The 19,116-nt window shown below is 69.9% G+C and carries 21 protein-coding genes; 6 read left to right on the top strand and 15 right to left on the bottom strand.

Annotated elements, in window-relative coordinates; genetic code table 11:
* Positions 1-138: 138 nt before the first annotated feature.
* Positions 139-894, bottom strand: coding sequence for a helix-turn-helix transcriptional regulator (locus IMZ11_RS35470; RefSeq protein ID WP_308066886.1), 756 nt, complete (start codon positions 892-894; stop codon positions 139-141).
* A 100-nt stretch (positions 895-994) separates the two neighbouring features.
* On the opposite strand from IMZ11_RS35470, the gene IMZ11_RS35475 reads away from it, so the two are divergent.
* A complete protein-coding gene (locus IMZ11_RS35475; RefSeq protein WP_228646806.1) occupies positions 995-1,393 on the top strand; it encodes a nuclear transport factor 2 family protein in 399 nt (132 codons plus the stop codon).
* A gap of 214 nt (positions 1,394-1,607) precedes the next feature.
* Here the strand turns inward: IMZ11_RS35475 and IMZ11_RS35480 are convergent, their stop codons facing one another.
* Positions 1,608-2,804, bottom strand: coding sequence for an NAD(P)/FAD-dependent oxidoreductase (locus IMZ11_RS35480; protein ID WP_228646807.1), 1,197 nt, complete (start codon positions 2,802-2,804; stop codon positions 1,608-1,610).
* Positions 2,805-2,896: 92 nt separating this feature from the next.
* Positions 2,897-3,844, bottom strand: coding sequence for an RNA polymerase sigma-70 factor (locus tag IMZ11_RS35485; protein ID WP_228646808.1), 948 nt, complete (start codon positions 3,842-3,844; stop codon positions 2,897-2,899).
* Between the two features lie 142 nt (positions 3,845-3,986).
* Between IMZ11_RS35485 and IMZ11_RS35490 the strand changes: the two genes are divergently transcribed.
* Together IMZ11_RS35490 and IMZ11_RS35495 are read left to right on the top strand one after the other, a co-directional pair.
* Positions 3,987-4,592 carry a ClpP family protease gene (locus IMZ11_RS35490; protein WP_228646809.1) on the top strand — a complete coding sequence of 202 codons (606 nt, stop codon included), beginning with the start codon at positions 3,987-3,989 and terminating at the stop codon, positions 4,590-4,592.
* Complete coding sequence (locus IMZ11_RS35495) at positions 4,589-5,185, top strand: ClpP family protease (protein WP_228646810.1); 597 nt, start codon at positions 4,589-4,591, stop codon at positions 5,183-5,185. Before IMZ11_RS35490 ends, IMZ11_RS35495 begins: the two co-directional genes overlap by 4 nt.
* Positions 5,186-5,188: 3 nt before the next feature.
* Here IMZ11_RS35495 and IMZ11_RS35500 read toward each other — a convergent pair whose 3' ends face one another.
* Positions 5,189-5,566, bottom strand: a complete 378-nt coding sequence (locus IMZ11_RS35500; protein WP_228646811.1) for a helix-turn-helix domain-containing protein — start codon at positions 5,564-5,566, stop codon at positions 5,189-5,191.
* A gap of 250 nt (positions 5,567-5,816) precedes the next feature.
* Complete coding sequence (locus IMZ11_RS35505) at positions 5,817-6,761, bottom strand: phosphotransferase (RefSeq protein WP_228646812.1); 945 nt, start codon at positions 6,759-6,761, stop codon at positions 5,817-5,819.
* A 316-nt stretch (positions 6,762-7,077) separates the two neighbouring features.
* On the opposite strand from IMZ11_RS35505, the gene IMZ11_RS35510 reads away from it, so the two are divergent.
* On the top strand, positions 7,078-8,097 hold the full coding sequence (locus tag IMZ11_RS35510) for a P1 family peptidase (RefSeq protein WP_228646813.1): 1,020 nt from the start codon (positions 7,078-7,080) through the stop codon (positions 8,095-8,097).
* Positions 8,098-8,402: 305 nt separating this feature from the next.
* Here IMZ11_RS35510 and IMZ11_RS35515 read toward each other — a convergent pair whose 3' ends face one another.
* Complete coding sequence (locus IMZ11_RS35515; RefSeq protein WP_228646814.1) at positions 8,403-8,978, bottom strand: helix-turn-helix domain-containing protein; 576 nt, start codon at positions 8,976-8,978, stop codon at positions 8,403-8,405.
* A 112-nt stretch (positions 8,979-9,090) separates the two neighbouring features.
* Between IMZ11_RS35515 and IMZ11_RS35520 the strand changes: the two genes are divergently transcribed.
* Both IMZ11_RS35520 and IMZ11_RS35525 read left to right on the top strand, forming a co-directional pair.
* Entirely contained in the window at positions 9,091-9,927 is an 837-nt protein-coding gene (locus tag IMZ11_RS35520) for an EamA family transporter (protein ID WP_228646815.1), read from the top strand.
* Between the two features lie 43 nt (positions 9,928-9,970).
* A complete protein-coding gene (locus IMZ11_RS35525; protein WP_228646816.1) occupies positions 9,971-10,618 on the top strand; it encodes an FMN-binding negative transcriptional regulator in 648 nt (215 codons plus the stop codon).
* 34 nt (positions 10,619-10,652) lie between these two features.
* On the opposite strand, the gene IMZ11_RS35530 is transcribed toward IMZ11_RS35525, so the two are convergent.
* From IMZ11_RS35530 to IMZ11_RS35570, 9 genes are read right to left on the bottom strand one after another with little or no spacing between them, the layout of a single operon-like run.
* A complete protein-coding gene (locus IMZ11_RS35530) occupies positions 10,653-11,180 on the bottom strand; it encodes an OsmC family protein (RefSeq protein ID WP_228646817.1) in 528 nt (175 codons plus the stop codon).
* Complete coding sequence (locus IMZ11_RS35535; RefSeq protein WP_228646818.1) at positions 11,177-11,797, bottom strand: VOC family protein; 621 nt, start codon at positions 11,795-11,797, stop codon at positions 11,177-11,179. The genes IMZ11_RS35530 and IMZ11_RS35535 overlap by 4 nt, the downstream gene beginning before the upstream one ends.
* On the bottom strand, positions 11,794-12,345 hold the full coding sequence (locus IMZ11_RS35540; protein ID WP_228646819.1) for an alkylhydroperoxidase domain protein: 552 nt from the start codon (positions 12,343-12,345) through the stop codon (positions 11,794-11,796). Before IMZ11_RS35540 ends, IMZ11_RS35535 begins: the two co-directional genes overlap by 4 nt.
* Positions 12,342-13,007, bottom strand: coding sequence for a CMD domain protein (locus IMZ11_RS35545; protein ID WP_228646820.1), 666 nt, complete (start codon positions 13,005-13,007; stop codon positions 12,342-12,344). Before IMZ11_RS35545 ends, IMZ11_RS35540 begins: the two co-directional genes overlap by 4 nt.
* A complete protein-coding gene (locus IMZ11_RS35550; RefSeq protein WP_228646821.1) occupies positions 13,004-13,993 on the bottom strand; it encodes a putative FMN-dependent luciferase-like monooxygenase in 990 nt (329 codons plus the stop codon). Before IMZ11_RS35550 ends, IMZ11_RS35545 begins: the two co-directional genes overlap by 4 nt.
* On the bottom strand, positions 13,990-15,519 hold the full coding sequence (locus IMZ11_RS35555; RefSeq protein ID WP_228646822.1) for an ABC transporter ATP-binding protein: 1,530 nt from the start codon (positions 15,517-15,519) through the stop codon (positions 13,990-13,992). Before IMZ11_RS35555 ends, IMZ11_RS35550 begins: the two co-directional genes overlap by 4 nt.
* Complete coding sequence (locus IMZ11_RS35560) at positions 15,516-16,283, bottom strand: ABC transporter permease (RefSeq protein WP_228646823.1); 768 nt, start codon at positions 16,281-16,283, stop codon at positions 15,516-15,518. The genes IMZ11_RS35555 and IMZ11_RS35560 overlap by 4 nt, the downstream gene beginning before the upstream one ends.
* Positions 16,280-17,185: an ABC transporter permease gene (locus IMZ11_RS35565; RefSeq protein ID WP_228646824.1), complete on the bottom strand. Its 906-nt coding sequence runs from the start codon at positions 17,183-17,185 to the stop codon at positions 16,280-16,282. Before IMZ11_RS35565 ends, IMZ11_RS35560 begins: the two co-directional genes overlap by 4 nt.
* The gene (locus tag IMZ11_RS35570) at positions 17,182-18,813 is read right to left on the bottom strand and encodes a TIGR04028 family ABC transporter substrate-binding protein (protein WP_228646825.1); all 1,632 of its coding nucleotides are present in this window, start codon (positions 18,811-18,813) and stop codon (positions 17,182-17,184) included. Before IMZ11_RS35570 ends, IMZ11_RS35565 begins: the two co-directional genes overlap by 4 nt.
* Between the last annotated feature and the right edge of the window lie 303 nt (positions 18,814-19,116).

Raw genomic sequence — 19,116 nt, forward strand, 5'->3', positions numbered from 1 at the left:
GGGCCGCCCTCGTTCTCGTCCATTTCGAACACAGAAGGATCAGCTGACAGTCACTGAGAAAACGTCAATGGGCCGCGGATATAACGAGCGGGGCGAGGATGAAATCTTTGCCGTTCTTCTTGGACAGAGGGCAGGTTGCTACCTGCCGGTGCCGGGTGAGGTGAAGTAGGCGGCGGTCTCGGCGTCCGTCGGGTAGTACGACTCGATCGCGACCTCGTCCAGGGTGATATCCGTCGGCGTGCCGAACGTGGTGGTCGTCGAGAACAGCCGCAGCTCCCGTCCGCCGAAGCGGAAGATCATCGGGATGGCGACCTCGGACTCGACCGGTTGGCTCGCGTCCCCTGAGTGGGGGGCCAGGAGTTCCTCGTAGAGTGTGGTGAGCTCGGGGTCGGGAGCCCTGGCGAGCTGGCGTGTGATCCGGATACGCAGCAGCGCATGCACCTGCGCCAGGTTGACGATGTGCGGAGCGAGCCCGCGCGGGTCCAGCCCCAGCCGCACCATGTTGATCGGCGGGACCAGCAGGTTGGGGGCGACGCCGGCGAGAAACGGGTCAAGGGCGCGATTGCTCATCACGATGTTCCACCGGCGATCGATGGCCAGCGCCGGATACGGCTCATGCGCGCGCAGCACCCGTTCGATCGCGCCCCAGGCCGCCGACAGCGCCTCCTGATCGAGCGGCCGCTCGGCATAGCGGGGTGCGAAGCCGGCAGCCAGCAGCAGCCGGTTGCGCTCGCGCAACGGCACGCCGAGCTGCTCGGCCAGCCGCAGGATCATCACGGCGCTCGGGTGGGACTTGCCGGTCTCCACCAGGCTGACGTGACGAGCCGACACATCGGCGGCGATCGCGAGGTCCAGTTGACTGAGCCGCCGGCGATGCCGCCACTGCCGCAGCAATTCCCCAACCGTGTGCATGGATGCTACTCATCAGGACGCCGAACGCCATGAAATGCGATTTCATCGACAACCATCCCGGACAGTGGAAACACTGCCGCCCATGACTACGCAGAACATGACCCACGACAACAAGAGCATCGTCCAGCAAGCGCTGACGGCACTGGTCGCGACCGGCGACGTCAACGCGCTCGCGCCCTTGCTGAGCGACGACTTCCTCCACCACCGGCCGGACGCGACCTCCAAGACGAAGCCGGAATGGCTGGCCGCCGTGGGCGCCGCGCTCGCCCCACTCGCCGGCATGCAGGTCGAGATCCAACACGTGCTGGCCGACGGCGAGCACGTCGTGATGCACTCGCGGCGCCGGCTGCCCGATGCCGGGCCGGAGATCACGGTCATCGACATCTGGCGGCTCGACGACGGTCTGATCGCCGAGGCATGGGAAATCATCGAGCCGGTGTCCCAGGCGGCCGCCAACCTGACCTGGTGGGAGATTCGCTGATCGCCGACCCGGCCGTGAACCGGGCGCCACGGCCGTGAACCGAACACCGGCTCGCCGGCAGGAAGGACGCGACCAGGCTTCACGTCGGGCTTGACCAAGCGCGACGGCACGGAAACGACGCTGCGCCACCCGGCGGCTGGGGACATGGTCGGGAGAAGAAACCCGATCCGAAGCGGGCGCCCTCGCATCGAGGGCGCCCGGTTCGCTTCGTGCTCTACGCCGGCGCCTTGACGGTAGAGCCCGCCGCTGCCCTCTCCCGCGTGACGCGGCGGCGCCGGGTCGGCAGCCCGAGCGTCGGGTTGGCGACGCCCCAGGCGGCGCCCTTGCAGACCAACTCCTTGTAGACGGCGGCGAGCCGTCCGGTCAGAACCGCCTGCACGGCACGGTCATCGGCGGTGACGTACTGGATCAAGCCCTCCTTGCGGCCCAGTGAGATGCACTGGTTGAAGTAGCGGATCGGCGTGTTCGGAAGCTTCCCGCCGGTCAGGCGCGCCGCGATCGCGTCGGCGGCCTGCCACGCGGCCGGAGTTCCCGAGGCGCACGACATCCGCAGCGGCTTGCCCCCGGGGCCCATCGCCATGGCCGCGTCGCCGACGGCGTACACGTCCGGGTGCGAGACCGAGCGCATGGTCCCGTCGACCACGATCTGGCCGGTGCCGGTGACCTCCAGGGTGGTCGCCTTCGCGATCGGGTGCACCGCGAAGCCGGTGGTCCACACGGTGACCGCGGCCGGGATGGCCGTGCCGTCGGCGGTGGTGACACGGTCGGCTTCGACGCCGGTGACGGCGGCGTGCTCGTGCACGGTGATCCCGAGCTTGCCGAAGACCTTCCGCAGGTGCTCGCGGCCCTTGGCCGAAAGCCAGTCGCCGAGGCCACCGTGGGCGGCGAGGGCGACGTCGAGGTCCGGGCGGGCCTCGGCGATCTCGGTCGCGGCCTCCAGGCCGGTGAGGCCGCCGCCGACGACGAGGACGGTCTGCCCGGCGTCGAGGCCGGCAAGGCGCTCGCGCAGCCGGAGTGCTCCGGGGCGGCCGGCGATCTCATAGGCGTGCTCGGCGGTCCCGGGGACGCCTTGGGCGTTCCAGCCGCTGCCGAGGGCGTAGACGAGCGTGTCGTAGGCGAGTTCTTCGGCGCCGTTCGCGTCGATGACGGAGACGGTCCTCGCGTCGACATCGACGTCGGTGACCTTCGCGAGCCTCAGATCGACGCCGGTACCCGCGAGCATCTCGCTGAATGGCCGGGGTTTGAGGTCCTGGCCGGCCGCCAGCTGGTGCATGCGGACGCGTTCGACGAAGTCGGGCTCGGCGTTGACGAGGGTGATGGCGACATCCTCGCGGCGGAGCCGCTTGGCGAGGCGGCCGGCGGCGATGGCTCCGGTGTACCCGGCTCCGAGGACGATGATGCGGTGCTGCATTTCCTTGGCTCCTGTCGCGCGTGTTTGCCACTTGAACCGGGCGGCCCGCCGATTCCTGACAGGAACGCGATGTGAAGCACCTCACATAGCGATCAGAAGGCGTTGAACAGGGGCTCCTCGTGGTCGGCGGCCGCCCAGTGCGCGGTCGCGCGTTCGAGTTTGTCGGGGTTCACCTGGTTGCGGAACGCGGCGATGCCCTCGGCGGTGATCTCCAGGCACATGACACCGACGACCCGGCCGTTCACGACGGCCACGACGGCGGGGCCGCCGTTGGCGGTCCAGGCGTAGACCTCGGGCGCGCCGCCGACCATGGCGCGCTTGGCCTCGCCGGGTTTGAACAGGCCCCGCAGGAACTTCGCGACCGCGACGGCGCCCTCGAACGCCTTGGCACGGGCCGGGACCTTCCCGCCGCCGTCGCCGATCGAGATGGCGTCGTCGGTGAGCAGGCGCACGAGCGGCTCGATCTGGCCGCTGGTGGCGGCCGCCAGGAATTCCTCGATGATCCGCCGGGCGGTGGCCTCGTCGACCTCGGCGCGGGCCTTGCCGTCCGCGATGTGCTTCTTGGCGCGGTGGAAGATCTGCTGGCTGGCGGCCTCGGTGATGTCGAGGATGTCGGCGATCTCCCGGTGCGGGTAGTCGAAGGCCTCCCGCAGCACGTACACCGCCCGTTCATTGGGGGAGAGGCGCTCCATGAGGGTGAGGACCGCGTACGAGACCGATTCGCGCTGCTCGGCGGTGTCGGCCGGGCCGAGCATCGGGTCCCCGGCCAGCAGCGGCTCGGGAAGCCATTGGCCCACGTAGGTCTCGCGCCGCGCCCGCGCGGAGGTGAGCTGGTTGAGACACAGGTTGGTGAGGACCTTCGTCAGCCAGGCCTCGGGGACCTCGATGCGGTCGACGTCGGCGGCCTGCCAGCGCAGGAACGTGTCCTGCACCGCGTCCTCGGCATCCCCGGCGCTGCCGAGGAGGCGGTAGGCGATGGCCTCCAGGCGCGGCCTGGAGGCCTCGAACCGGTCGACGTCGTGTGCGGTCGTCAAGGGCACGGCCCGAGCCTAGCCCGCGCGGCTCACGCGGCGACAGCGCGCGTCGGCAATGGCACCGCGACGCCGATCGGCCGAGCCGCCGCCGTCTGCCCTCAGCAGACATATCGACAGGTCGCGGGGCCGCGGCGGATACAAAGGCGCCATGCGTGTTTCCCCGAATATGAGCTACCGGGACCGGCTGAACGACAAGCTGTTCCAGCAACGGACCCTGCTGTTGACCGGAGAGGTCGACGACGAGATGGCCGAGCGGGTGTGCGCCGAGATGGTGTTGCTGGCCTCGGCGGATTCCGAGCGCGACATCATCCTGTACATCAATTCGCCCGGAGGGTCGGTGATGGCCGGGCTGGCGATCTACGACACGATGAAGCTGGTCCCGAACGACGTGGTCACCGTCGCGCTCGGGTTCGCCGCGAGCATGGGGCAGGTGCTGCTGGCGTCCGGCACGCACGGCAAGCGGGTCAGCCTCGCGCACAGCCGGATCATGATGCACCAGCCGTCGGCCGGCATCGGCGGCACGGCGATCGACATCGCGATCCAGTCCGAGAACCTCCGGTACATGAAGCGGCAGTCCGAGGAGATCCTCGCCGCGGAGACGGGACGCACGATCGAGGAGATCTCCGCCGACAGCGACCGGGACCGCTGGTTCACCCCGGAGCAGGCCCGCGACTACGGGATGATCGACGAGATCGTCGACTCCTTCCACAGCCTCGCGCCGTACGCCGCCAACCGGATGGGGTTCTCGTCATGACGCAGTACACGATCCCGTACGTGATCGAACGGACCCCGGTGGGGGAGCGGTCGTTCGACATCTTCAGCCGGCTGCTCAACGAGCGGATCATCTTCCTCGGAACCGAGATCGACGACGGCGTCGCGAACGTCGTGATGGCGCAGTTGCTCCACCTGGAGGCGGAGAGCCCGGACCAGGAGATCAACCTGTACATCAACTCTCCCGGCGGCTCGACGACCGCGATGCTCGCGATCTACGACACCATGCAGTTCATCCGCGCGAAGGTCGCGACGTACTGCATGGGCCAGGCGGCCTCCGCCGCCGCGGTGCTGCTCGCCGCCGGCACTCCCGGACGGCGGTTCGCGCTCGCCCACTCCCGCGTGCTGCTGCACCAGCCGTCCACGCAGGGGCAGGGAACCATCTCCGACCTGTCCCTGCAGGCGGCGGAGGTGATGCGCATACGCGCGCAGACCGAGGAGATCCTCAGTTCCCACACCGGAGTGGACGCCGCCCAGTTGCGCAAGGACACCGACCGGGACCGGGTCTTCAGCGCTCGCGAGGCCATCGAGTACGGCCTGGCCGACGAGCTGATCATCACCCGCGAGGCGTCGTAGCGCTCACGCCGCCAGCAGCTCCACCCGCGGCGTACCGGACGGCCCGCGCGTCGCGATCCGGCGTGACGCCGTGATCCGCCGGACGGCGCGGGTGAGCAGGTGCTCGATCGGCAACCCGAGCGCGTCGCACACCGAATGCAGCATCTCCGACGACGGCTCTTTGCGTCCGCGCTCGACCTCTGACAGATACTGCTTGGACATGCCGACCGCACGCGCCACGTCATCGAGCGTGCGGTCCTGGTCCAGCCGCTCGTCGCGCAGGATCTCCCCGTACACCGTGCGCAGCAACGGGTCCGGGCCCTCGGGGATCTCGGGGCCGCGCTCCTTGCCGGTCCGGCGCGTCCGGATGTCGATGACCGCTGATCGGCCCGAGGCTGCCATGTCTGGCAGTCTGGCACGTCCGGATCTCCGGCAGACCGTTTGTTCGCGGACAGGTGAGCGAGCCGACCTCCGCCGGCGTTCCCGTTCGAGGTCCTGCGGGGTGCCGGAGACTCGAGCGCCTCGTCGTCATGCGCGTGCCCACCGGAGACTGCACGAACGTGGCCTCGCGGCGGCGTTCCGATCGGTCGGCGGTGTAAGGGCCGGCGCCCCGCGTCACCGCACGTCAGCGGTGTCGGAAGTTTCCGCGTTGCTACCGGAGCCCCCGTTGCGTGAGGAGGCCGCGGAGCGCGGCGAGGCTCTCGTCACGGAACTCGGGAAGGCCGTGCTCGATGCCGTGCAGGACGTCCGCGGCCGCGTCCGCCAGTTCCCAGAAGCGGAGCTTGCGCTCAAGGCGGTCGGTGAACGGGACGCCGCGCAGTTCCTGGAGCCGCTGGGTGAACCCGGGGCCCGTCTCGGACCACAGGTAGCACAGGTCGTAGTCGGGGTCGCCGATCGCGGTGTCGCCGAAGTCGATGAGGCCGGTGACGTCTGTGCCGGTCACGAGGAGGTGGTCGAGGCTGATGTCGGCGTGGATCAGCACCGGCGCGTAGTCGAAGCAGGCGTCGTCGCCGATGTAGTCCTCGAAGGCGGCGACCAGCGTCCGGGACTCACCCGACGGCAGCGCGGGGACGACCTCGGCGCGCAGCAGGTCGAGGCGCTCGCCGAGCTCCGCTCGCGGATCCGATTCGGGGACGCCGAGCTCGCGTGCGCGTCCGACCGGGAAGGCATGGATCGCATCGATCAGTGCGGCGATGCGGCGGATCGGCGCGGGCTCGTCCAGGAGGCCGCGCCGGTGCCACTCCTCTTCCGACAGCGATTCACCCGGGACGGCTGGATAGCAGCAGAATTCGCCGGGGCCGAGCGGATTCGGGGCGGTGAAGGCGAAACGCGGGATCGGAAGGGGGAGATGTTCGGCGAGTTCGGGCAGGAGGGCGGCCTCGCAGGCGATCCCCTCGGCGCCGTCCTCGTTGTAAGGGAAGCGCAGGACGAACGACGTTCCGCCGTCGCTGTCCGGCGGGTCGAGGCGGAGCGCGACGCTCTCCATGCCGGCGCCCAAAGGGTGCAGCGCACGACGCGCGAGATCGTCGCGGACATTCGCGAGCGCGGAGCGGACCCGCGCTTCCCAGTCGTCGGGGAGAGCGACGTTCCAGGTCATCATCGCCTCCCATGGGTCAGGCAGGCTCGGAAACCGGATGCGATGCCGGGTGCGGAATGAAGCTCGGAACAGGGCGTCAGGTTAACGTCGCACATTCCCGGAGCGCTATCGATCGAGGAGCTCCGGGACACCGCCGGCGCGACCGGCCTCGGGCATTGGTCACAGCCGTCGTGTTGCGCCTCGTCCTCGCGTAGAGCCGTCTGGATCCAATGGGTGCGAGCTCCTGTGACCGGCCTAACGAGATCTTTCCGGCGATTGCGGACCATAATCCATGGACTGTTATCGCGAGAGAGGCCCTCCCATCATGGTTGACTTCGTGCCACATCAGCCGCACGTCCGTCGTCTGCGAGACTTCGGGCACCGTGTCGGCCGCCTGGAGCCGGGGGCCAACAACGCCATCACGGATGTCGCGGGGGTCCTTGTCGGACAGACCACCCTCGTGGATGAGCAGAAGGGCGTCTACTCCGGGGTGACGGCCGTCGTACCGGACGCGCTTTCTTCCGCCCGAACCGTTCCGGCCGGATTTCATGTGGGGAACGGCTACGGAAAGTTCGTCGGCGTCACGCAGGTCATGGAGCTCGGCGAACTGGAGACGCCCGTTCTGCTGACCTCGACGTTGTCCACCTTCCGCGTCGCTGACAGCCTGCTGAGCTGGCTCATCGACAAGGCGGCCGAGCCCGTTCGCTCCGTGAACCCCGTCGTCGGCGAGGTCAACGACTCCTGGTTGTCCTCCGTCGATCCGCGTCCTGTCACGACCGAGCACGTCTACGGCGCGCTCGACGGCGCACACGACGGTCCGGTCGCGATGGGGAACGTCGGCGGCGGCACCGGGGCTATCGCGCTCGGGTTCAAGGCCGGCATCGGTACGGCTTCGCGCAAGGTGGTGCTGCACGACCGCCAGGCGACCGTCGGGGTCCTGGTGCAAGCCAACATGGGCGGAAACCTGCGGCTCCTGGGTCGCACGATCACCCCCGAGGACCTGGGCCTATCCCGACCCGGGTACGTCTCCGAGCGGGGCTCCTGCGTCGTCGTGATCGCCGTCGATGTGGCCTGCGGCGCCCTTCAGTTGTCACGAATCGCGGCCAGGGGCGTCTTCGCGCTCGGCCAGGTGGGCGCGGCGTTCAGCCACGGGAGCGGTGACTATGCCCTGGCCTTCTCTTCCGAGCCCTCCGAGACGCCCAGGACGTTGAACCCCACTGAGCTCGACCGCGTCTTCGCCGCCGTCATGGAGTCGGTCGAGGAAGCGGTGATCGACGCCCTGCTCGCCGCCCGAACGGTCCGTACGCCCTCAGGGCGCGAGGCGATCGCCCTGCCGCACGAGGTGCTGAGGGCATGAGGCGCGGCGGTCGATGTGGCCCCCGCGTGGGGGCCTGAGGAACATCGGAACGGTGGTCCTTGACCTACGGTCCGGTTGGGCCTGCCACGCTCGACGCCGGCACTTGGTGTGACCGCATTCGGAACTGGCGCCCGGTAAGGGGCTGCTTTGTTTTCGAGATGTCTATCGGTGCCGGCCGTCGGCCCGGCCCACGCCGTTGGCTTGATCAGCAGCCTCGAAGAATCACGCTGAGCGGCTCGGCGGGCGCGGCGTGGCGTGACGTGCCACCGGCCGCCAAACAGTTGATCATGCTCCTTTCTGGCGCATCACGCGGGGGCGGGCGGCAGATGGACGGTCATGATCAGGCTGCAGGTCTCGGTGCCCGAGCCGCGGTAGCTGTGGGGCGCGTCGCCGTCGAACGTCGCGGTCTGTCCGGCTTCGACGACGTGCTCGGTGCCGTCGACGATCAGGGTCATCCGGCCGGAGGTGACGCTGATGGTTTCGACGACTCCGGCCTGGTGGGGGTGGCTGCGGTATTCCTCGTCCGGTTCCAGTCGCCAGCGCCAGACCTCGACAGGAGCCGGGCCTGAGGTCGTCAGCATGAGCCGTGCCTCGCTGCCCCGATCTCCGATCCACAGTGGCGCCACCGCCTCGGAGGCCACGACACGGACGCGGCCTTCGGGCGGTCCCTGCATCAGGGCGGACACCGAAATGCCAAGGGTGTCGGCCAGTCGGACCAGGGTGGCCAGGTTGGGATTGCCCTGGGCTTTCTCCAATCCCACCAGGGCGCCCTTGCTGACCTGGGCGCGCCGGCTGAGTTCCTCCAGGGACAGACCCGCGCGGATGCGGGCCGTCCGGACGTTGTGCGCGACCGTCCGCAGGGTTGCGGCTGTCTCGGCCAACTGATCACCATCCTCGCGACTTGACCATTTGAATGCACTTCACGGTCGTTTGGTTGGACCGGTCGGTTTGTTGTACTTTTTGGTCGTTCCAATGGATAGTAAGGGATGTGCTGTGATCGCTCTGCTGCTGGCCCTGGGCAGCTCACTCGCTTACGGGTGCGCAGATTTCCTCGGCGGCCTTGGCGCTCGCAGGGCCCATGTCCTGCGTACCGTGATGATCGCGGCCCCGGCCAGTCTCGCGGTCGAGCTGCTGCTGTGGCCGGTGCTCGGAGCCTCGTTCAGCCCTGCGACCCTTGGCTGGGGTGCTGCCTCGGGGGTCGCCTCGGCCGCCGCGTTCGCCCTGCTCTACCGCACTCTTGCGATCGGCCCGATGAACGTGTTGTCGCCCGTGACCGCGTTGGTGTCCGCCGCGCTGCCCGTCGGTGTGGGTCTGCTGCAGGGCGAACACCTGGCCGCCGCCGGACTGGTGGGTCTACCGCTCGCGCTGGTGGCGGTGGTGCTGGTCAGCGCCGGACACGGCGCGGGCTCGGCGCGCCCATCCCGTGCTGCGCTGCTGCTGGCGTTGGGTGCGGGCGCCGCGATCGCCCTTCAGCTGATCTGTCTGCACCAGGCGCCGTCTGACAGCGGGGTGGCTCCGCTGATCGTGGGCCGGGCGGTCTCCTCGGCGGTCACCCTGGCCGCGGCGGGGCTGATGCACCGCAAGCTCGGCTCCGAGCGGACCGCGTACGCGATGTCGGCAGCCGCGGGTGTGCTGGACTCTGTGGCGAACCTGCTGTTCCTGCTGGCAGTTCGCGGCGGGGACCTCGCCGTCGTCGCCGTGATCACCGCCCTCTACCCGGCCGGCACGGTTCTGCTCGCCCGCGGCGTGCTCGCCGAACGTATCCACCGCGGCCAGCTCGTCGGCCTGGGCACCGCCGCCATCGCCGTCAGCCTTCTCGCCCTGACCTGAGCAAGCCCGTAGCCCACCCCACCACCGAACCAAGGAGAACAGCATGTTCATCCAGCCCTGGGACGCCAGCCTGGACAAAGCCGAATGGCAGACCTGGATCGCCGAAGGCCACGACTTCGGGCAGCTGAGCGTCAACGGCCTGCCCGGCGACCCGCCCATCGTCGTCCCCACCCACTTCACCTGCGACGGAGACCACCTCCTCGTCCACCTCGCCCGGCCCAACCCGGTCTGGAAGGCGATCGAGCGCGACCCGAACGTCGTGCTCACCGTCATCGGCGACTACGCCTTCATCCCCGGCCCCTGGCGCGCCAAGGCCGGGACCCCGCCCCACGACGGGGTCCCCACCAGCTACTACACGGCTGTCCAGTTCACCTGCCGCGCCGGCATCGTCGACGATCCCGAGGCCAAGGCGGAGCTGCTGCGCCGCCAGCTCGCCCACTTCCAGCCCGACGGCGACCACGCCCCCGTCGCCGTCGACCAGCCGCCCTACGGCCGGATGCTGCCCGGCATCCGCGGCCTGCGCATGGAGGTCATCGACGTACTGGCCAAATTCAAATACGACGACCACAAGCCCGTCGAGCACCGCGCCGCCGTCGCCGACCACCTCACCGTGCGCGGCCAGGGCCTCGACGTGCCCACCGCGCTCCAGCAGCGTCGCCGCCTGGACCGCATCGGCCCCTGGAAGCCCTGACCCCACTACCCGCCCGCATACAGGGGCGCTCGGCTCAGGCGCCGACCCGGACGATCGTGCCCGTGATGTCCTGCGGGTTCCGGATGAGGTTGAGGATGGGGCAGACCCGCTCGACCTCGGCGTGCAGCCTGGCGAGTTCCTCGTCCGACGCGGGCGAGTCCAGGTGGACCTCGTAGCGGAAGTTCTGCGGATGGACCGGGATGTCGGTGTTGTCCGGCGACTGGGCGCGCGGGTCGTACTCGGCCCGCACATCCACCGACAGCGCGTCGATCGGCACCTCGAGCTCGGCGGCCTTGATGAGGAAGATGTGCGTCACGCAGCTGCCCAGGACGCCCGCCTGCAGCTCGGGTGAACCCGGCCCCAGGTCGTACCCGGCGAAGTCGGGCCCGCTGTCGCTGAGGATCTGGAAGTCGCGGATCCTGATCCGCCGTACGCCGCTGCGGCCTTCGGCGGTCACGGTCGCGCGCAGCGGCACGGGACCGCCGCCGCTCTCCGCCGAGGTGGCCCGGCGGGCGAGGAGCGCGGCGCGCTTCTGGACGAGATATTCGCGAAGGGTGCTCATGCGAGCGTCACCTGTCCTTCCGGGGTGTCGAGTACGGCATGCAGCCCGGGGGCCGGGCCCCGCTCGACCGTGACCGTGACCCCCAAGGCGTCCAGGGGGCCGCGCGCCGACGCGGGATCGGGGTGGATCACGGTGAAGGAGGCCAGGGAGAGTGCCGGGATGCCCGAGGCCGATGGGTGCGTGGTGCTCCCCCAGTCGATGAGGAACGGCGTGGTCCGGACGGCGGCCGGGTCGTCGCGCCTGGTCAGTCGCCATTCGAGGAGCGTGCCTTCGGGTGTGCGCCGCGAGAGCGGCTCGATGGAGCCGGGATCGTAACCGGCCTCGCGTGCCCGCCGTACGGAGGCGTCGATGTCACCGGGACGCACGGCCCACGCGGCGAGCGTGGGCTCGGTCAGCGACTCCAGGCCGAAGGCGCGCGGCCGGGTGCCGGGCCTGGACGGATCGGGGCCGATGATCTCCAGGTAGGCGCCGTCTCCGAGGCCGACGAGGTAGTTGGCCGTGCCGCCGGGGTGCGCGCCGCCCGCGGAGGGGACGACGCCGGTCAGCGTGGCGAAGGCCGCCACCCCGGCCTCGAGGTCGGGGACGGCGTACACGAGGTGGTCCAGTGCGATGGTCACGCGGGTTCTCCCAGGGAAAGCATGAGCCGGTTGGCCCAGTTGAAGAAGGCGGCGGCGTGGATCACGTCGCTGATCTCCAGGTCGTCGAGCCCGGCGGCGCGCAGGGCCGCCAGGTGGTCGGCGCCGAGCGCGCCGGGGGTGGCGGTCAGCGCCACCGAGGCGTCGATGATCGCCCGCCACCGCTCGTTCTGCGGTGCGGCGACGCCGTCGTCGAGCAGCCGCCGCACGTCGTCCGGACGCTTGGAGTAGTGCGCGGCGAAGCGGGCGTGCACCGAGGCGCAGAAGACGCAGCCGTTGTGCCGCGAGGTCGCGGTCGCGGCCAGCTCCCGCTCGGAGCGGGGCAGGCCTCCGTCGGCGTTGTAGAAGATGTCGTTGTCGGTCGTGGTTCGCGCGTGCAGCACGCGCGGGTCGAGCGCCAGCAGCCGGAAGTACGGCGAGGACGCGCGCGCCCGGTCGACGAGGGCGTCGTGGTGGGCATCGGTCAGCTCGTCCTCGGCCGGCGGCTCCAGCCAGGGTTCCCAGCCGAGCTTGTCCTGGGTGAACTTCATCGGTCGGCTCCTAGGAGACGCAGACCCGCGACCACGCGGATCTGGAAGGTGAGAAAGGCGACGAGCTGCGAGATCGTCACCACGCCCGTGGTGGTCCAGCCGGCGTCGAGGAGCCTCTTGAGCGCGTCGCGGCTCGATTCGCGGGGGCGGAAGACCAGCAGGTGGGCGTGGTCGAGGGCGGCGGCGAGGCGCTCGTCGAGCGCCGCGCGCCGCCCCGCCCGGTAGGCCGGGCCGATCAGGCTCTCCTGCGCGAGCGCCGGCTCGTCGTAGACGCCGTACGGGCCGACGGTCCGGCTCGCCTCGATCTCGCGCTCGATGGTCGTACGCAGGTCGGGGGCGTGCTCGGCCAGCCGGTCGGCGTAGTGGCGGGCGACGGCGGGGTCCTGGTGGAGTCCGGCGACGAAGGCGGCCAGGGCGACGCGCTCGACCAGGGTCACCTCCTGCTCCGAGTCGGGGGCGAACAGCGCCTCGTAGGCGCGCTGGGCGTGTTCGCGGGCGTCGGGACGCCGGTCGCGCAGCAGGTCCAGGCGGGAGCCCGGCCGGATCCCGGCCAGCGTGTCGATGACGTCGACGGCCGTGTCGACGGCTGTGTCGGTAGTTGTGTCGGTGGTTGTGCCGGTGGTCGGGTCGGTAGTCGTGCCGGCGCTTGTGTCGGCGGTCATGCGGTGTTTCCTTCCAATATCGCCTCCAGTGCGGGAGCCACCTCGGTCGCGAGCAGCTCGATGGAGCGCAGGATCAGCTCGTGCGGCGGGTCGATGGAGTGCACCTGGAAGACCAGGTCGGTGGCACGTTCCAGCGTCGGGTCCGCCCTCAGGCTGGCGATGACGTCCTCGGGGGTGCCGACGTGGGCGTCCCAGGTGGCGATCAGATCGTCGACACCGCCGCCGTCCGGCTGCTGCCGCGGACCCGGCCCGGACAGGCCCTCGGCGGCCCAATGCAGCGCCTCCTCGCGGGTGTCGGCGACGAACGCGGTGCGCGAGACCATGATCCGGGGCGCGACGCCGGAGGGCAGGTTGGCGTAGTAGGCGTCCACGATGGGCTTCTGGATCTCGGCCAGCGTGGCGTGCCGCGCCCCCTCGGGCCTGGGCTGGGTGCGCGAGAGCATCAGCCCGTTGCCCGCCCGCCCGGCGCGCTCGCCGCCGGCGACGGAGAACGTGGCCTCCCAGATGGCGTCGGCCAGCGTCGGCGCGGCCGGGTAGAGGTGGTTGCCGCCGCCCAGGTCCTTGCCCGACCACGCGTCCACGAGCACCTGGAGGTGGTCGGCGTAGATGGAGCCGCGCCGGGCCGGGTCCTTGCCGAAGGCGGGGAACGACGCGGGCGTGCCGCCGCCGCCGACGCCGACCTCCAGCCGCCCGCCGGACAGCAGGTCGAGCACGGCGGCGTCCTCGGCCACGCGCACCGGGTGCTCGAGCGGCAGGGTGATGATGCCGGTGCCGAGCCTGATCCGGCTGGTGCGCGCGGCCACGTGGCTGAGGAACACCAGCGGCGCGGGCAGGCCGCCCTCATCACCGTCGAAATGGTGCTGGGCCACCCAGGCGGTGTCGAAGCCGAGGCGTTCGGCGTGCTCGATCTGTTCGACGGCCAGGCGGTAGCGCTCGCCGGGCGGGGCGTCGTCGAGCACCCGGGTGAAGAAGCCGATCCGGGTCATCGCACCGGCTCCGCCACGGCGGCGAGCAGCTCGCGGGTGTACTCCTCCCGCGGACTGTCGAAGATCTGGTGCGTCGTCCCTGATTCCACAATGCGTCCTTTGTTCATGACGGAAACGGTGTGCGATATCTGCCGCACGACGGCGAGGTCGTGGGAGATGAAGAGATAGGTGAGTCCGAGGTCGCGCTGGAGCTCCTCCAGCAGCGTCAGGATCTGCGCCTGCACGGTCACGTCCAGCGCGGATACGGCCTCGTCGAGCACGACCACCTCGGGCTCGACGGCGAGCGCGCGGGCGATCGCCACCCGCTGGCGCTGTCCGCCGGACAGCTCACCGGGCCGGCGCTCGAGCAGCGTCTCGGGCAGCGCGACGCGCTCAAGCAGCTCCTTCACCCGGGCACGGCGGGCGGCCCGGTCGCCGAGGCGGAAGTTGCGCAGCGGCTCCTCCACGATTCCGGCGACCGTCTGGCGGGGATCGAGCGAGCCGTAGGGGTTCTGGTAGACGAGCTGCACCCTGCGCCGGAAATCGCGCGGGCCCACCGGGTCGCCGCCGATCACGACTTCGCCCGACGTGGCCCCGGTGAAGCGGGTCACGACGCGCGCCGTCGTGGTCTTGCCCGAGCCCGACTCGCCTACCAGGGCATGCGTACTGCCCCGCAGTACCTCGAAGGAGACACCGTCGACGGCGCGGAAGGAGCCGAACTCCTTGACGAGGTCGCGTACGACGATGGTGGGCTCGGCCGAGGTGTCCACCGACTTGAACTCGCGTGCGGTCAGCGCCGGGGCGTCCTCGAAGAGCCGGCGCGTGTACGGCGCGGCAGGCGCGGCGAGCACCTCGCGGACGCCGCCCGACTCCTCGATCAGGCCGTCCTTCATCACGACCAGGCGGTCGGAGCGCGCGGCCGCCACGCCCAGGTCGTGGGTGACCAGGAGGACCGCCGTGCCGTACTCCTTTCTGAGGTCGTCGATGAGGTCGAGGATGCGACGCTGGACGGTGACGTCCAGGGCGCTGGTCGGCTCGTCGGCGATGATCAGGCTGGGGCGCAGGGCGATCGCGATGGCGATGAGCACGCGCTGGCGCATGCCGCCGGAGAGTTCGTGCGGGTACTGGCCGGCGCGGCGCTCGGGGTCGTCGAGGCCGACGCGGGTGAGCAGCTCGATCACCCGCCGCCTGATGCCCGCTCTGTTGCCATATTTGTGGATCTTGAGGGTCTCGCCGATCTGCTGACCGATCTTCATGACCGGGTTCAGCGAGTTCGACGGGTCCTGGGGGACCAGGCCGATCCGGTGCCCCCGGATCGACCGCAGGCGGCACTGCGACCAGCCCGCGATGTCGACGCCGTTGAGCAGGACCTCGCCCGACGACGCCGGGTGCAGGCCGATGATCGCGTTGGCCGTCGTGGTCTTGCCGGAACCCGACTCGCCGACCACGGCGACGACCTCTCCCTGCTCGACCGTGAACGAGACGCCCTTGACCGCGACCTGCCGGCCGTACGCGACCGTGAGATCCCGGACGTCGAGGAGGCTCATCTGATCTCCTTCGAGATGCGACCGGCGGCGAGCACCACGGCGACGACGACCGCGCCGGGGAGTGTGGTGAGCCACCACGAGGTGGCCAGGTAGTTGCGGCCCTCGGCGATGAGCAGTCCCCACTCGGGCGTCGGCGGCTCGGCTCCATAGCCGAGGAAGCCGAGCGTGGAGATCGCCAGGATCGCCACGCCGAACTGCAGCGCCGACAGCGCGATGACCGGGCCGAGGGAGTTCGGCAGTACGTGCCGCACGAGCACGCCGGCGAAGGTGCCGCCGCTGCCGAACGCGGCCTCGACATAGTCGGCGCGGCGAACCCGGACCACCTCGGCCCTGGCCAGGCGGGCGAAGGAGGCGACGGAGCCGACGCCCACCGCGATCGCCACGTTCACCGTGCCGGGCCCGAGCAGGATGATCATCGTGAGCGCCAGCAGCAGCCCCGGCACCGACAACAGCACGTCCATGATCCGCATGACGGTCTCGTCGACCACCCCGCGCACCGACCCGGCGACCAGGCCGAGCAGCGTGCCGAGCAGCAGGCCGACGCCGACCGCGACGAGCGCGCCCGAGAGCGACTGAACCGATCCATGCACCACTCGCGCGAACAGGTCGCGCCCCACGGCGTCGGTACCGAACAGATGCGCGGCGCTCGGCTCCCGGAGCTTCTCGGCCGGGACCCCGGCCAGCGGGTCGTACCCGGTGAACAGCGACGGCACGGCGGCCCAGAGCACCACCAGGGCGATGACCGCCCACGACAGCCACCTCATGCCGCCAGCCTCGGGTCGAGCACCGGGAACAGCACGTCGACCAGCAGGTTGACCACGACGAAGATGGTCGCGGCCAGCACCACCACGGCCAGGAGCACCGGAGTGTCCTGAGCGTTGACCGCCTGCTCGGTGAGGCGGCCGATGCCGCCCCGGCCGAAGACGGTCTCGGTGACCACGGACCCGGCGATCAGCTCGCCGAACACCAGGCCCGCCACGGTCAGCGTCGGCGGCAGCGCGTTGCGCGCGACGTGCCGCCACAGGATCCAGGAGCGCGAGGCGCCCTTGGCCGCCACCACCGGAACGAACGGCTGGGTGAGCACCTGGTCGATGCTGCGCGCGAGCACCTGCGCGATCGGCGCGGAGATCGGCACGGCCAGCGTGAGCACCGGCAGCACGAGCTGCTGGAGCTCGGTGCCGCCGATGACCGGGACCAGCCGGAGCCGGAACGAGAAGATCTGGATGAGCAGGATGCCGAGCCAGAACGCCGGGACCGAGATGAACAGGGCGGGCACCGCCAGCAGCAGGCCGCGCAGCCTGCCGCTGTACGCGGAGCCGAAGGCGATCAGCACGGCCAGCAGCACCGCCAGCACGAAGGCGCAGGTGGCCAGCTTGGCCGTCTCCGGCAGTCCCTCGGCCAGCCGCTCGACGACCGGGGTGCCGGTGTCGACCGAGTAGCCGAAGTCGCCGTGGAGGAAGCCGAGCACGGTGTGCAGGTAGCCGCCCGCGTCGTAGTACTCGCGGATCTCGGCGATCTGCTCCGGCGACAGCCCGAGTTCGGGGTTCTGGAACTTGATCAGGATGGAGTCGCCGGGCAGGGCCTGGAGCAGGATGTACGCCGCGGTGAAGGCGGCCCACAGGACAAGCAGGGCCTGTCCTGCCCTTTTGAGCAGGTATTTCGTCACTTATTGAGCCAGACAGAGTAGAAGCTCGGCCGGCCGACCGCCTCGAAGGCCGCCCCGTGGACGTACGGCGCGATGCCGTAGACCTGGGGCTCCTCGAAGAGCGGGATGGCGTACCCCTGGTCGATGACGTACCGCTGGATCTCGGCCACCTTCTCGTTCCGCTTGGTCTCGTCGGCGAGGGCCGACTCCTCCTCAAGGAGCTGGTCGAGCTTCTTGTCGTTGGAGAGGATCACGTCGCGGTTCTTCGTGTGGAAGTGGCTCTTGATCACGTCCTGGTCGGCGCGGCCGACCATCGAGTGGTTCACCGCCGTCTTCTCGGCGTTCTTGATGTCCACGGCCTGGGTGCCCGCGTCGGCGGGGCGGATCTCGAGCTTCACGCCGATCTTGGTCCACTGCTGGGCGATGAGCTCCAGGGTCTGCTTGGACAGCGGCTGCGGGCCGGCGACGAAGACGCCGAGTTGCAGCTTGACGCCGTCCTTCTCCCGGATGCCGTCGGCGCCGCGCGTCCATCCGGCCTCGTCGAGCAGCTTGTCGGCCGTGCCGGGGTCGTAGGCGAGCTGGTCCGACAGGTCGACGTATCCGGCCGCCAGATGGCTGAGGACCGAGGTCGCCACGGGATAGTTGTCGGTGAAGAGGGTGGTCACGACCTCCTTGGCGTCGGTCCCTGCCTGCAGCGCCTTCCTGACCCTGATGTCCTTCAGGATGCTGTTGGCGGGGCGCAGGTAGAGGCCGTTGTTGACGCCTCGGGTGGGTTCACCCTTGACGACGAAGCCGGCGTTCTCGACCGTCGCCTCGTCGTAGGCCTGCACGTACCGGACGTAGTCGGCCTGCCCGGAGGTCAGCGCGCCCACCCGGACGTTGTCCTCCGGCGTCACGATGATCTTGATGAGGTCGAGGTAGGCCCGCCCCTGGTGCGCGGAGGAGGACGGCGCCCAGTTGTAGTCCTTGCGCGCCTGGAGGTCGATCTCCTTGTCGACGACCTGCTTGGCCACCGTGAACGGTCCCGAGCCGATGACGTTCTTCAGCTGGCACTGCTCCTCGTACGGCAGGCTGATCGTCTTCTTGGAGACCAGACCGGCGCCGATCACCGAGGTGCCCTGGAGGAACCCGGGCGACGGCTTGCTGAAGTGGAAGCGCACGGTCCTGGCGTCGATGACCTCGCTGCGCTCGTAGTTGTTGACGAACTCGGCCGGGGGCAGCTTGAGCTTGTCGTCGCCGAGGCCGTACACGTCGAAGTTGGCGGCCACGGCCTCGGCGTCGAGTGGGGTGCCGTCGCTGAACGTCACGCCGTCCCGCAGATGGAAGGTGTACTCCGTGGCGTCCTCGTTGATCTCCCACTTGGTGGCGATCCACGGCTCGACCTTGAGCGTCTCCGGATTCTGCCAGGTCAGCTTGTCGGTGAGTTGGTTGAGCACGCCGCCGTTCGGATAGAAGCCGGCCGCCGGGAGGTAGAGGCAGGTGGGCGGCTGGTGTTCCAGGTAGGTGAGCGTGCCGCCGTACACGGGGTTGCCGTCGCTCTTGCCGTCGCTCTTGGCTTGGGCGCCGGTGCCGGAACCACCACAGGAGGTCAGAAGTCCTACGGCGGCGAGCATGGCCAGGGTGACGACCGCAGGTCTGAAGGAGGACATGTTCCGAACAACCCTTCGTTTTCTGGGGGACTTAGGGATAGACCATAATACCTACCTGAATTGTAGACAAATCGAATCGGTGGGCTCGAACCCAGCTTCCCGAGGGGGATCCAGGCAGTGGCCGACACCTTCATGCGGCGCGGGAGTGCCGCTGGAGTGGACAGGTGAGCAGTGACTCGGCGTGGGGAGTGCTGCTGGAGTGACGGGTGAGCAGTGATCACAGGGCGGCCCCCATACGGCCGGCATCTGATCCGGACGTCGGCGCGGACCACCCCGCGCGCTGTGGAGGCGTTGGACGCGCCG

Origin of the sequence: Microtetraspora sp. AC03309, assembly GCF_020826795.1 — a bacterium.
Taxonomy (GTDB): Bacteria; Actinomycetota; Actinomycetes; order Streptosporangiales; family Streptosporangiaceae; genus Microtetraspora; species Microtetraspora glauca.

Bases quoted from the DNA above. Each gene is read 5' to 3' on its own strand.
- IMZ11_RS35550 (WP_228646821.1), bottom strand. From the start codon at position 13,993: ATGACCCGGATCGGCTTCTTCACCCGGGTGCTCGACGACGCCCCGCCC.
- IMZ11_RS35505 (WP_228646812.1), bottom strand. From the start codon at position 6,761: ATGACCTGGAACGTCGCTCTCCCCGACGACTGGGAAGCGCGGGTCCGC.
- IMZ11_RS35500 (WP_228646811.1), bottom strand. From the start codon at position 5,566: ATGGCAGCCTCGGGCCGATCAGCGGTCATCGACATCCGGACGCGCCGG.
- IMZ11_RS35530 (WP_228646817.1), bottom strand. From the start codon at position 11,180: ATGAGCACCCTTCGCGAATATCTCGTCCAGAAGCGCGCCGCGCTCCTC.
- IMZ11_RS35545 (WP_228646820.1), bottom strand. From the start codon at position 13,007: ATGACCGCCGACACAAGCGCCGGCACGACTACCGACCCGACCACCGGC.
- IMZ11_RS35570 (WP_228646825.1), bottom strand. From the start codon at position 18,813: ATGTCCTCCTTCAGACCTGCGGTCGTCACCCTGGCCATGCTCGCCGCC.
- IMZ11_RS35495 (WP_228646810.1), top strand. From the start codon at position 4,589: ATGACGCAGTACACGATCCCGTACGTGATCGAACGGACCCCGGTGGGG.
- IMZ11_RS35540 (WP_228646819.1), bottom strand. From the start codon at position 12,345: ATGAAGTTCACCCAGGACAAGCTCGGCTGGGAACCCTGGCTGGAGCCG.
- IMZ11_RS35555 (WP_228646822.1), bottom strand. From the start codon at position 15,519: ATGAGCCTCCTCGACGTCCGGGATCTCACGGTCGCGTACGGCCGGCAG.
- IMZ11_RS35525 (WP_228646816.1), top strand. From the start codon at position 9,971: ATGTTCATCCAGCCCTGGGACGCCAGCCTGGACAAAGCCGAATGGCAG.
- IMZ11_RS35480 (WP_228646807.1), bottom strand. From the start codon at position 2,804: ATGCAGCACCGCATCATCGTCCTCGGAGCCGGGTACACCGGAGCCATC.
- IMZ11_RS35490 (WP_228646809.1), top strand. From the start codon at position 3,987: ATGCGTGTTTCCCCGAATATGAGCTACCGGGACCGGCTGAACGACAAG.
- IMZ11_RS35560 (WP_228646823.1), bottom strand. From the start codon at position 16,283: ATGAGGTGGCTGTCGTGGGCGGTCATCGCCCTGGTGGTGCTCTGGGCC.
- IMZ11_RS35475 (WP_228646806.1), top strand. From the start codon at position 995: ATGACTACGCAGAACATGACCCACGACAACAAGAGCATCGTCCAGCAA.